The 12,606-nt window shown below is 41.5% G+C and carries 11 protein-coding genes; 7 read left to right on the top strand and 4 right to left on the bottom strand.

All coding sequences use genetic code 11. The annotated features are described in order from the left end of the window. Positions 1 to 94: 94 nt before the first annotated feature. A complete protein-coding gene (locus AC3IT7_RS00495) occupies positions 95 to 460 on the bottom strand; it encodes an HPF/RaiA family ribosome-associated protein (protein WP_489249033.1) in 366 nt (121 codons plus the stop codon). Positions 461 to 741: 281 nt separating this feature from the next. After that, positions 742 to 978 carry a hypothetical protein gene (locus tag AC3IT7_RS00490; protein ID WP_489249032.1) on the bottom strand — a complete coding sequence of 79 codons (237 nt, stop codon included), beginning with the start codon at positions 976 to 978 and terminating at the stop codon, positions 742 to 744. 646 nt (positions 979 to 1,624) lie between these two features. On the opposite strand from AC3IT7_RS00490, the gene AC3IT7_RS00485 reads away from it, so the two are divergent. From AC3IT7_RS00485 to AC3IT7_RS00475, 3 genes are all read left to right on the top strand, one after another. Beyond that, positions 1,625 to 2,368, top strand: a complete 744-nt coding sequence (locus AC3IT7_RS00485) for an outer membrane protein OmpK (protein ID WP_475654181.1) — start codon at positions 1,625 to 1,627, stop codon at positions 2,366 to 2,368. Positions 2,369 to 2,445: 77 nt separating this feature from the next. Then, positions 2,446 to 2,958: a GNAT family N-acetyltransferase gene (locus AC3IT7_RS00480; protein ID WP_489249031.1), complete on the top strand. Its 513-nt coding sequence runs from the start codon at positions 2,446 to 2,448 to the stop codon at positions 2,956 to 2,958. A gap of 134 nt (positions 2,959 to 3,092) precedes the next feature. Further along, positions 3,093 to 3,818, top strand: a complete 726-nt coding sequence (locus AC3IT7_RS00475; RefSeq protein WP_489249030.1) for a hypothetical protein — start codon at positions 3,093 to 3,095, stop codon at positions 3,816 to 3,818. Between the two features lie 12 nt (positions 3,819 to 3,830). Here the strand turns inward: AC3IT7_RS00475 and AC3IT7_RS00470 are convergent, their stop codons facing one another. Together AC3IT7_RS00470 and AC3IT7_RS00465 are read right to left on the bottom strand one after the other, a co-directional pair. Further along, positions 3,831 to 4,751 carry a response regulator gene (locus AC3IT7_RS00470; RefSeq protein WP_489249029.1) on the bottom strand — a complete coding sequence of 307 codons (921 nt, stop codon included), beginning with the start codon at positions 4,749 to 4,751 and terminating at the stop codon, positions 3,831 to 3,833. Then, positions 4,745 to 8,212, bottom strand: coding sequence for a hybrid sensor histidine kinase/response regulator (locus tag AC3IT7_RS00465; RefSeq protein WP_489249028.1), 3,468 nt, complete (start codon positions 8,210 to 8,212; stop codon positions 4,745 to 4,747). The genes AC3IT7_RS00470 and AC3IT7_RS00465 overlap by 7 nt, the downstream gene beginning before the upstream one ends. 207 nt (positions 8,213 to 8,419) lie before the next feature. On the opposite strand from AC3IT7_RS00465, the gene urtA reads away from it, so the two are divergent. The 4 genes from urtA (at position 8,420) to urtD (ending at position 12,598) form a co-directional block, all read left to right on the top strand. Beyond that, positions 8,420 to 9,658, top strand: coding sequence for an urea ABC transporter substrate-binding protein (gene urtA / locus AC3IT7_RS00460; RefSeq protein WP_489249027.1), 1,239 nt, complete (start codon positions 8,420 to 8,422; stop codon positions 9,656 to 9,658). A gap of 81 nt (positions 9,659 to 9,739) precedes the next feature. Continuing rightward, a complete protein-coding gene (urtB, locus tag AC3IT7_RS00455) occupies positions 9,740 to 10,660 on the top strand; it encodes an urea ABC transporter permease subunit UrtB (RefSeq protein ID WP_489249026.1) in 921 nt (306 codons plus the stop codon). A gap of 19 nt (positions 10,661 to 10,679) precedes the next feature. Beyond that, a complete protein-coding gene (urtC, locus tag AC3IT7_RS00450) occupies positions 10,680 to 11,843 on the top strand; it encodes an urea ABC transporter permease subunit UrtC (protein ID WP_489249025.1) in 1,164 nt (387 codons plus the stop codon). Beyond that, positions 11,840 to 12,598 carry an urea ABC transporter ATP-binding protein UrtD gene (gene urtD, locus AC3IT7_RS00445; RefSeq protein WP_489249024.1) on the top strand — a complete coding sequence of 253 codons (759 nt, stop codon included), beginning with the start codon at positions 11,840 to 11,842 and terminating at the stop codon, positions 12,596 to 12,598. Before urtC ends, urtD begins: the two co-directional genes overlap by 4 nt. The last annotated feature ends 8 nt before the right edge of the window (positions 12,599 to 12,606 follow it).

Raw genomic sequence — 12,606 nt, 5'->3', positions numbered from 1 at the left:
ATGCCGAATAAAGAGGGATTTGTTGTGCTTCCAGCAACTATATTTTTGTTTCATACAAAAAAAGCCCCGCAGGGCTTTTTCAAATGGGTCTGAGTTACTCTTCGATATCTGCAGTATCGGTATCTGCCAGTTCAAGAGCACCAGGACGAACATTGTCTTTTTTCTCGATCACATGTTCCAGACTGCGTTTTAGCCGGTCAATTGCACCGTGAATTGCCGTATTGACATTATGGCTACGGTGATTGACCACCACCGGTTTCAGTCCTGCCGGACGCGCTTCAATCATACAGCGAATATCGTCATCGCCGCCTTTGGCGCCGTTTTCATCACTAAGATGGACTGAAAAATGGGTAATGCGTTCGCTGTGGCGCTGAAATTCTTGATTTAATTCTTCACGTACATAACTGATTAAACGATCGCTATTCTGAATGTGTTTATCGGTACGAAGTTCAATATTCATAAATTACCATCCTCAATCTTTGTAACTTTGGAGTGCAAAATTTTTATCTTGGCACGTTTGTAGCTTGCTGTTTCGCATCGCATTTCACTTCTTCAAATGATTGGAATTACACCCTCCACTTTGAATGATGAACACATTTTTGAGTCTGCAGAATCGTGTCCTTATATCTTGAATATCAGCCCTATCTTAAAAATATGCAAGTGATATTTTGGTTTTTTAGCAAAAGAATAATTGATTGTGACAACTGCTTACCGAGTTAAAAATAGTGACAAAAATCTTATTTAATTGCTTTGCTTTTCACATGACTTGATTGAAAATTCTGCGTAGATCAGACCTATAAAACAAGTACAAATAATAGCCAGATTGTTGTATTTAATGACTAAAATACGCACAAAATTTAAAGAGTGGCGATTAAAACCTGCACACCCATCTGCAAAAAAATTCCAGCGAAGACAAGCCGGATCAGTATTACAGGAATTATTGGTTTGCCAGTTTGATGATGATTTTCCAGTATTCATGTAACTTTTCTAGAAATGCTTTAACACTCGAAACATCCTTCCCTTTGTTGATGATTTTTTACGGAGGAACTGGCCGGCCAGGATCATTTACTACAATCAGATCAGTTTAATAAATGAACAATAAATCTGAATCTAAGGCCTGACTGCATTACACAAAATGAACACAAATTTTAGAATTTAAGCAGTCACAGTCATTTTTCTCTCGGCTAAATAACGCTATTTGCTTCTAGATCTGCAAGATTTTTAGCGAATTACGCTGTCTAAAATATATCTCTTCGACATTCTCCTGTTAGTACAGGGAGAAATGACCATTTGATACATTCAAGAGACTTGAGAAAGCGGTAAATATTTAACTGCAATTTAACAGCCCTGCTTTATTTAACGCAGTTTAAAACGTCTGTTTGACTCGGGGCTGCATTTTCATAATTTCAGTAGAAGTTTTTGGATTGTGATAGAGCCTGACATAAATTTATTTGAATAATAATGACTTAAAAACTTGGTTTTTATTTCAGGAAAGGCCTGGCATCTGGATCCAATATTTTCTGATGCTCAGGGCGGAAAGATATTTAGGTTAGTGGTCAATTTTAACTTTATTTTTACTTATTAATCTGTATGCTTACTCTGCTTTCTTGGGGGAGAGATTTAAATGAAATTCACACAACTCGCAGCACTTTGTGCATTGGCTTCAACTGCAGCATTTGCTCAAGCAAAACCAGTTTGGCAGGACTTTAGCCTGACCGGCCTTTATGGTGAAAACTACAAATCACCATTTGTAACTCAAGATGAAAAAATTGAGCAAAGCACAGTTACTGCTGAATATGCAGCCGGTTTTAAATATGGTGATTTCTTTGCCTTTGCGGATCGTACCAATAATGATCCAAATGGTAACGAAACCTATTTTGAAGTTGCACCACGTTTAAGCCTTGGCGCAGTAACTGGCCAGAAACTTGAACTGGGCCCTATCACAGACGTATTGATTGCAACGACTTGGGAAGGCAACAGTGCTCAGGACAGTGATTTTAACAACTACCTATATGGTATTGGTTTTAATTTAGCGATCCCTTATACCAACTATGCAACCATCAACTTCTACAAAGCCGAAAATGATCTTCAAGAAGATGATTATCAAATGACCATTACCTATGCCGTGCCATTTAAAATTGGCGGTGAAGAATTCCTGGCAGATGCTTTCCTGGATTGGTCAACTGCTGAAGGTCCTAATCATAAAAGCGAATTAAACTGGACGTCTCAATACAAATGGAATGTGGGTAAACACATTTCTCCAGAGACTAAGCTTTATCTGGGTGTTGAACATTCAGTTTGGAATAACAAGTTTGGTACAAATATTGATCAGCATGATGTCAGTGCACTTGTGAAGTATCACTTCTAATTGTTGTATGATCAAAGGCAGAACTTCGGTTCTGCTTTTTTTTAACCTCATATTTAAGCCCCCTACAGAACAAGAATATGCATCATTTTCAAATCCGACATGCCACCGAACATGACCTTGTAACCATCCTCGAGATTTATAACCAGGAAGTGCTGCATGGTACTGCAACCTGGAACAGAACCGCCCTGGATTTGGCCTATTTTAAGATCTGGTTTAAACAGTTAAAAAATCAGAATTTTCCGGTGTTCGTGATTGAAGATATCCCAAAGCAGGTCGTGGCCGGCTATGCCTGTTATGATCATTTCCGAAGCATTCAGGGCTTTCAGCAGACCGTAGAACATTCCATTTTTTTAAATCCGGATTATGCCGGACAAGGTTTGGGTTCCAGATTGTTGAAGCATCTGATTAAAGAGGCTCAAGCACAACAGTTGCATATTATGGTCGCAGCAATTGATTCCGAAAATACCGTATCGATTCGCCTGCATGAGAAACTCGGTTTTATTCAAACCGCTTATATGCCGCAAGTGGGGAAAAAGTTTGGGCAATGGCGCAATCTGGTCTTCTTGCAGTTGAATCTGGATCAGGGCTAATTTTCTGATATTTCAATCTTCTTTTTTGTAGCAATTTACTGGCCCTTTTCGCAAGTTTAAATACCAACAGATCGTCTATTTACTTGAAAGGCTTGCTATGTTTTATTCAGATAAAAACCGTCTTGAGAAAAACAATGTATAAATCTCTATGTTCTATTGGCATTCTAAGTTTAAGCACCCTGACTTTTGCCGACTCAGATTTTGAAAAAGAGCTTCGCATAGGCTGTAATCAGGTGAAGAGTTATGCAAATAATGGCAAAAAATTCTATGATCAGAAACAATATCAAAAGGCTATAGAGCAATTTAAGCAGCAAGCGGCCTGGTCATCTTTTTGTGAGTTAAACCGTGATGAAGCTAAGATCTCTTTCTCGGAACACGCCATTACAACGGCATTTAATAATGTCGGTTTAAGCTATAGCAAACTTGGCAAACCGCAATGGGCGCGTGCCTGGTTTTCTGTCTATCCTGAAGCTCAAAGTAGCCAGTTTAATTTGAAACAGCTTCCCGCTCCTCAGAAAAGTGCTAACTTAGCGGGAAAATATGTCCGCCATGCAGGTTTTGGTCAGTGGAATACGATTGAAGTTAAACAGGCTGCCAATGCCTACCAGATTGAGTTCAATGGACTCTATATGGGGTTACGCAGTCTGATTTATGGGCCAAATCTAGGTGGATTTAATACCACGATGCCACTCAATAAAACACGGGCCCAATACCGTTATGAAGACTGTAAAATTGAGCTATCTTTTGTTTTTGATCCTCAGCGCGGACAACAGGCTGTGTTAAAACAAGATGGTGAGGGTTCAGATTGTGGCTTTGGACATAATGTATCTGCGGATGGGGTATTTTTAAAGGTGGAATAAGCTTGAGAGAGGTCAAGCTATAGTCTGATTTTGACAAGCAGACATCACATGCAGTACCGCAGCCGTTCGAGTTTCAACATAGAGTTTTTCGAATACATGCTCTAAATGTTTATTCACCGTGCGGGGACTGAGCTGTAAAATCTCAGCAATATCACGGTTGGTTTTTCCCATAATCACCCAATGCATCACCTCAGCTTCACGCGGAGTCAACTGAGCACAAGCATACATAATCTGTTCAGTGGTTGGCATTTGGCTCTGCTCTTTAACCTGAACTAAAACATGCTTATAGACATGCTGAGAATCAATTTTACTCAACAGATTGAGCTGTAATTGCTGTCTACCATGCCCATATTGGCCATGCATTAAGTGTGCTTGATCGGGGTCAGCTAACAGCCGTTGCAACCATTCATTTAGACTGTGTTGAAAATGGTTTAATTCAATTTCATGTTGGGTCAGCAGCTCATGCACAATCGGAGTTTGCCAAATAATTTCTCCTTGTAAATTCAGCGATAAAATTGCACTCCCTGTGGCATCTAACATTTGTTTTTGTTGATGCATCAGTTTGGCTTGCAACAAATGGGTTTTGACGCGCGCTTGTACCTCATCAATGTTTAAAGGCTTGGTCACATAGTCCACACCACCAACTTGAAAACCTCTTAAAATATGCTCTGTTTCCGTTAAACCGGTCATAAAAATCACAGGAATATGCTCAGTCATTGGACTGGCTTTTAACTGTAGACAGGTCTCAAAACCATCGAGTTCAGGCATGCTGCCATCTAATAAAATCATATCAGGCTGACTACGATGGGCAATTTCAATCGCTGTAAAACCATTGGTGGCAATTAATACTTGATAGCCGACCTGATCCAGACTTTCATTGAGCAAGCTTAAATTTTCAGGAATATCATCGACAATCAAAATACTTTCTAACATGCATCATCTCCCTGTTGTTGAGCTGCCAAACTCTGTAAGCCTTGGCTGGCTTTTTTAAACTCAAATTGTTTTAAATCCCGTTCAATCTGTTGCCAAATTTCATCATGTGCTGAAAACTGAACTTTGGCTTGAGCCACTAAAGCTTTTACCCCACGCAAATAACCAATCGATAAATCATGCTCGAGCTGTGTTAAAGCATCATTTAAGTCATTAAATGGAATGGTTTCGATGGTCATTTTAAGTGAGGTTTCAGAATGCTGTTGAGGATTTGACATCCCTGTTTGTGTCTGTTCTGGCTGAGTGGTGTGACTTTGATGCTGCCATTTCAGTCCTAATTTATCGCCAATCTTGTTTAGCAATAGATTTAAATCAACAGGTTTCACCAAAAAATCTTCATTCAATACGTCGGTTTCCGGATTGAGCATACGCTCATTGGCATCGGCTGAAATGATAATAATCGGCACATTGGTCATCTTATTTTTTCGCAATAATTTTGCCGTTTCCCAGCCACCTAACATTGGCATACTTAAATCCATCAAAATCAAATCAGGATTAAAACTTGGCACGACTCTTAAACATTCCAAACCTGATTCTGCTTCTTCCACAATGAAGCCAAGTGGTTTTAGGAAATTCATCACCAAGCCACGATCGGTGAGTTCATTATCAACTACTAAAATTTTACGGCGTGGCCCCACATAACTCGTAACTGTGTTGGATGCCACATCGGCTATTGGATGAATCAGCGATTTTGATGGTAAATATAGTTTGATCTTAAAGGTCGAGCCTTGCTGCAACTGACTGCTCATAGTCAGCTCACCACCTAAGATATCCACCAATAATTTCACAATTGGCAGGCCTAAACCTGTACCTGCAAAGCTCCCTTGGACCACATTTTGCCCACGTTCAAAGGGCTGAAAAATCCGTTCAATATCAATTTCAGCAATACCACAGCCTGTATCACGTACTTCAAAATATGCGGTCTGAAAACGATAATCGACTTTAAAGGTGACTTGTCCTGTAACCGTAAACTTGAGCGCATTGCCGAGTAAATTAATCAGTACTTGTTCCAGACGTTTTTTGTCGGTACGGACGTATTGTGGAATCTTGTCGCTGATTTCAATATTGAAATCCAATTGCTTTTGCACAAATTGCGGTTTGAACATGTGCACGATTTGATTTAAAAATCTTGGTAAATCAATATTCGACATTTCTAAGGAAATTTTTCCTGTTTCAATCCGTGCCAAATCCAATAAACCATCAATCAATGAGGTCAAATGCTGTCCACTGCGACTAATCACGCCTAATGCTGCCTGCCCTTGATCAGAGAGTTTTTCCTGTTTTTGTAGCAGTTGGCTATAGCCCAAAATACTATTGAGTGGTGTTCTTAATTCATGACTAATCCCAATCACATAACGGCTTTTGGCTTCATTGGCTTTTTCTGCCAAGATGCGTGCATCTTGTAATTGACGATCGGTCACTTTATGTGCCTCGATTTCATCCATCAGCAGTTGCGTCTGCATATTACTTTCGAGCTGTGCCTGACGACGACTTTCATCATTGAGCACCAACCACCATGCAGCTACGCAAAGCATTAAAAACAGCACAGCATAAATTTTGAAAAATAACATGAATAAATCATGTTGCTGCGCAAAGCTAGATTGGCTATTGGAGAGTTCTTGTAAATATACCAAGCTCAAGCTCACAGCGAGAACGACGTTGAGCACGAAGATGAGCAAGATATAAAAGCTTAAGCGTGTGTTGATGTATTGCATCCAGTCTTTGGGTAAAAACCATGAAGCAAAGACGCGTAACTGTGATGACCAACGTGCATGTGGTTTACATAGGTCATGACAACGTGCTTCTAAGGTGCAGCATAACGAACAAATATGACTATTATAAGCAGGACAACTCGCCATATCTGCGACTTCATAATCATGTTCACACACCACACAGGTTTGCGTACTGACACAGTGCAAAGGAAGCTGTTCTTTACGCGCAATGTAATAGCGACCTTTGGTGAAATAGGCGATCAAAGGGACACAGATTAACGATGTGGCTAAAGCAATAAAACCGGCTAAGGCTTTGGCGATGTCTCCAAAAACTCCCCAATAGCATAAGATTGAAAGTGCTGACGCAATAATTAAACTGCCGACGCCAACAGGATTAATGTCATATAAATACGCACGGCGAAACTCAATGCCTTTTGGACTTAAACCCAAAGGCTTACAAATCACCAAATCAGCAAAGATTGCCCCAATCCATGCTAAAGCCACATTACTATATAGACCCAGAACGCGCTCAACCGCATGAATTACGCCCAATTCCATCAAAAGTAATGCAATAAAGACGTTAAAAACTAACCATACCACGCGCCCTGGGTGACTATGGGTTAAACGCGCGAAGAAATTCGACCATGCTAAAGAGCCTGCGTATGCATTGGTGACATTAATTTTGATTTGGGCGATACAAATAAATAGCACTGCGAAAAATAAAGCTAATCCCGGATGTGCTACGACTTGTTGATAGGCGATCCAATACAAATAATTCGGGTTGGTAAGTTCAGATTCAGGCACCATAAATTGAATTGCCAAGACCATGAGCAGCATGCCCATGAAAATCTTAATGAATCCTGCCAAGATCCATGCAGGGCCACCTAAAAATACCGCGAGATTCCACTTTTTTTTGATATTTTTTTTATCAGGTAAGAAGCGTAAATAATCGACTTGCTCACCAATTTGCGTAATCAAGGCAAAAAGCACCGTACACGATGCACCAAAATATATCAAATTAAAGCCTGAACTTTGGCTTTGTGCCCCTTCAACCAAGACAAGGTCATTTATTAAAGTCGGATGCTTAAACAAAACAAAGCACCACGGCACTAACAATAAGAATAACCATAGAGGCTGACTGATTGCCTGTACTTTATTAATGAAGCCGATGCCTTTGACCACCAAGGGCAAAATGATCAATACTGACAGTAAATAGCCGATGCTTAAGGGGATGCCCAAACCCAACTCTAAAGCCAATGCCATGATAGCGGCTTCAAAAGCTAAGAAAATGAAGGTAAAACTGGCGTAAATCACTGAAGTGATAGAAGAACCAATATAACCAAAGCCTGCACCACGAGTCAGCAAGTCAATATCGACATTATATTTTGCAGCGTAGTAACCAATCGGCCAACTGGTTAAAAAGATGATCATTGCAACCACCACCAATGCCCAAAATGCATTACTAAAGCCATATTGGAACAGCATGGTCGCACCCAATGCTTCCATTGCAAGGAAACTGACCGCAGCAATTGCGGTATTGGTTACAGTCCAAGCCGACCATTTACGCACCGATTTCGGCGCATAACGTAAGGCATAATCTTCAATACTTTCATCCACCACCCACGTATTGTATTTACGGCGTGTGTGAATGACACGTTGTGGTGCAGCATTAGAAGCGTTCGTCGGATCCATTACGGCTGATCATCTAGCAAGATGATCAGTTTTAAAGCAAAAACTATACCCATTCTAAGTGCATGATAAACAGCAATGCCCTACGCAGAGATATACGTAAAGTGACGTATATGCTCATTTTTTAACTCCCCTTAGGCTTAAGCCATACCTAGCGCACTTCAATGACATAGCGCATGAAAGATAGCTTATTTAAATAGGGGAACACACATGACCTTAAAATCAAAAATTAAAACTTCCGGACTCATCGCAGGCTTGCTTGCTGTTCCATTCCTCCTTACGCCTGTCCTAACCAACGCAAGTGCTCCTGCAACCGCTAAAGTGAACTCCACTAAACTGAATGTGACAGACAAGTTTGTCTATGTTGGCCAGCTTCACTCTGCAACAGGTACGATGGCTATTTCTGAAACAGGTGCAATCCAAGCAGAGCGTCTGGCGATTGAACAGATTAACAAACAAGGTGGTGTGCTTGGCCGTCAAATTAAAATCATTCAAGAAGATGGTGCATCAGATTGGCCAACGTTTGCAGAAAAAGCCCGTAAGCTTTCTGAACGTGATCGTGTTGCTGCGATTTTCGGTTGCTGGACATCGGCATCACGTAAAGCGGTATTACCGATCATTGAACGTAATAACTCACTGCTTTACTACCCAACATTCTATGAAGGCTTAGAACAATCTAAAAACGTCATCTACACAGGTCAAGAAGCCACTCAACAAGTTTTAGAAGCATTAAACTGGCTGGCAAAAGAGAAAAATGCCAAAACGTTCTACTTGATTGGTTCTGACTACATCTGGCCACGTACCAGCATGAAAATTGCACGTACACACATTGAAAAAGTATTGAAAGGTAAAGTGGTTGGCGAAGAATACTACCCACTAGGTCATACCCAATTTGGTTCATTGATCAACAAAACCAAACTTCGTAAACCAGATGCAATCTTTGCTGCGGTTGTCGGCGGTTCAAACGTATCGTTCTACAAACAGATGAAAGCAGCAGGTGTGACAGGTGATAAACAAACACTTCTCACATTATCAGTTACTGAAGATGAATTATTAGGTATTGGCGGCGAGAACATGAAGGGCTTCTACTCTTCAATGAAGTACTTCCAGAGCCTAAATAACCCAAATAACCAAGCCTTTGTCAAAGCATTTAAAGCGAAATATGGTCCTAAAGCAGTGATCGGTGACGTAACGCAAGCTGCATACTTAGGCCCTTGGTTATGGAAAGCAGCTGTTGAAAAAGCAGGTAGCTTCGATGTGGCAAAAGTGACTGCAGCATCTAAAGGCTTAGAAATGAAAACAGCACCTGAAGGCTATGTGAAAGTCGATCCTAACCATCACCTGTGGAGCAAATCACGTATTGGTCAAGTACAAGCCAACGGTCAATTTAAAGTAGTTTACGAATCTAAAAACTTAATTAAACCAAACCCATTCCCTAAAGGGTACTAATCGAGCCGGCATCAGATCAGGGGGATTTTCTCCTGATCTTTTTATTCCACACAATTAATTTAAAGCTTGGAGGATGATGCAATGGATATGTCATTTGCAGACTTCGGTGCAATATTTACGATGCAAGGCTTTAATGGGCTATCGGTTTTCTGCGTGCTGTTACTCATGGCACTGGGTCTTGCAATTATCTTTGGACAAATGGGTGTGATCAACATGGCACATGGTGAGTTCCTTACCATTGGTGCCTATACGACCTTTGTCATTTCAACTTTAACAGAAAGCTATTTTCCTCAGTTGCTTTCCTATTACTTCTTTATTGCCATCATTGCGGCATTCTTAACAGCAGGCATCGTCGGCTATATGGTCGAGCGGCTCATGATCAGTCGGCTCTATCAACGGCCACTCGATACTTTACTTGCAACATGGGGTCTCAGCCTCATCATGCAACAAATTTTCCGTTCTACATTTGGCCCTAAAGAAGTCAGCCCGACTCTCCCAGAATGGCTCATGGGTTCATACCAACCAACGGATGCCATTGATATCCCTTTAAATGGTTTATTCCTTGTAGGTGTAACGCTCACAGTTACTGCCTTTGTATATTTCCTGATTTACCGTTCACGTTGGGGCTTACAACTGCGTGCAACCAACCAAAACCGTTTTATGAGTGGTGCAGTGGGTATCAATACCAAACGTGTAGACAGCTTAACCTTTGCTTTGGGTTGTGGCTTAGCAGGCATCGCAGGTGCAGCATTCACCACAATCGGCTCAACAGGTCCAACAGCTGGTTCACTGTATATCGTAGATACCTTCTTGGTCGTGGTCTTCGGTGGTGCAGCAAGCTTACTCGGCACAATTGCCTCTGCATTTAGTATCGCGCAAGCACAATCGATCCTTGAGTTCTTCTTATCTGGCTCTATCGCCAAAGTGCTTACCTTGTCTGTTGTGATCATCATTCTCATGATGCGCCCTCAAGGTCTATTCTCAATCAAAGTTCGTAAATAGGTATTCAGGAGAGATTGATATGAGTAATCCAATGAATGCCTTTCTAGGCGGTAAAGAGGGTGCAATTGGCTTAGCCATTCTTGCAGTCATTATTTTACTGGTCATGCCAATGTTCCTCGATGTGTTCCGTCTGAACTTGATGGGCAAATATTTAACCTTCGCCTTTGTCGCAATTGGCTTGGTGCTGTGTTGGGGATATGGCGGGATCTTGAGTTTAGGTCAAGGTATCTTCTTCGGCATCGGCGGTTATTGCATGGCGATGTTCTTAAAACTTGAAGCATCCGATCCACAATCCACAGCAGCACAGACCACACCTGGTATTCCAGACTTTATGGACTGGAACCAAATCACCTCACTTCCAATGATGTGGGAACCCTTCCATAGTTTCAGTTTTACGATATTTGCCATCATTGTGATTCCAATTTTGATTGCTTTTATCATTGGTTTTGCGATGTTTACCCGTCGCGTCGGTGATGTGTACTTCTCAATCATCATGCAAGCGATTGTTGCAATCCTCACGATCCTAATCATTGGTCAACAAGGTTTAACAGGCGGTATTAACGGCATCACAGATTTAAAAACCTTACATGGTTGGGACATCCGTAGTGATGAAGCCAAATATGTTTTGTACTACATCAATGCCCTCCTGCTCATTGCAGTGATCATGATTAGCCGTTTCGTTTTAAGTTCTAAACTAGGTCGGCTACTCTCTGCAATGCGTGATAAAGAAGAACGCGTACGTTTTTCTGGCTACAACGTGGCGATGTACAAAGTGTTTATCTTCTGTTTTGCTGCAGCAGTATCGTCAATTGGCGGAGCAATGTTCACCTTACAAGTGGGCTTCATGTCACCAACCATTATTGGCATCGTGCCTTCTATTGAGATGGTGATTCTTGCAGCTGTGGGTGGCCGTTTATCTCTGATCGGTGCAGTGTACGGTGCAGTACTGGTGAACTTAGGCAAAACTTACTTCTCAGAAGCGTTCCCTGAAGTATGGTTGTACTTCCTCGGTGCATTGTTCATTGGTGTTGTGATGTTCTTACCGAATGGTTTAGCGGGTCTGTATGAAAAATATGTCCGTCCATTATTCCTGAAGAAAGAAGTCAGCGATCAAGCTGCCCCACCACCGAACAGTGACCCAGACAGTCCTATTGAACCTGTGGTAGAAGGAGGCGTGAAATGAGTAAAGTCGGCGTAGAAATGCATAAACCCGTCTTGGTAATTGAAGATCTCACAGTATCGTTCGACGGCTTCAAAGCCGTCAGCGATCTCAACTTCTACCTCGACAAAAATGAAGTCCATGTCGTGATTGGGCCAAATGGTGCAGGTAAAACCACAGTCTTAGATCTGATCTGCGGTAAAACCAAAGCGACCTCAGGCACGATTAAATTTAACGACATTGAACTGACCAAACTCAAAGAATTCGACATTGTGCGTAAAGGTGTAGGGCGTAAATTCCAAAACCCGAACATTTACGAAAACCTATCGGTTTACGACAATCTAGAAATGTCTTTCCCACGTGGGCGTAATGTTTTTGGTGCCTTGTTCTTCCGTCGTAGCAAGGATGTTGAAGATCGTATTCAAGAAGTTGCAAGCAAAATTTTCTTAACGGATCTCCTCGAAACTTCAGCAGGTTTACTGTCACATGGTCAAAAGCAATGGCTTGAAATTGGCATGTTGCTGATGCAAGACCCCGAGCTGCTTATGTTAGATGAACCTGTTGCAGGTATGAGTGTGTCAGAGCGTGAGCAAACGGCACAGCTTTTGCGTGAGATTAGTAAAGGGCGTTCGGTACTGGTGATCGAACACGATATGGAATTTGTAAAAACCATTGCCGACAAAGTGACGGTTTTACACCAAGGTAAAATCTTAGCTGCGGGGAAAATGGATGATGTCCAAAATGACCCAAAAGTGATTGAAGTCTATCTCGGACACTAAGGAGACGC

The sequence above is a fragment of the Acinetobacter sp. KH_038 genome, assembly GCF_057839405.1.
Note: the sequence above shows the minus strand (reverse complement) of the source record. Positions and strands in the feature narration are given on the sequence as shown.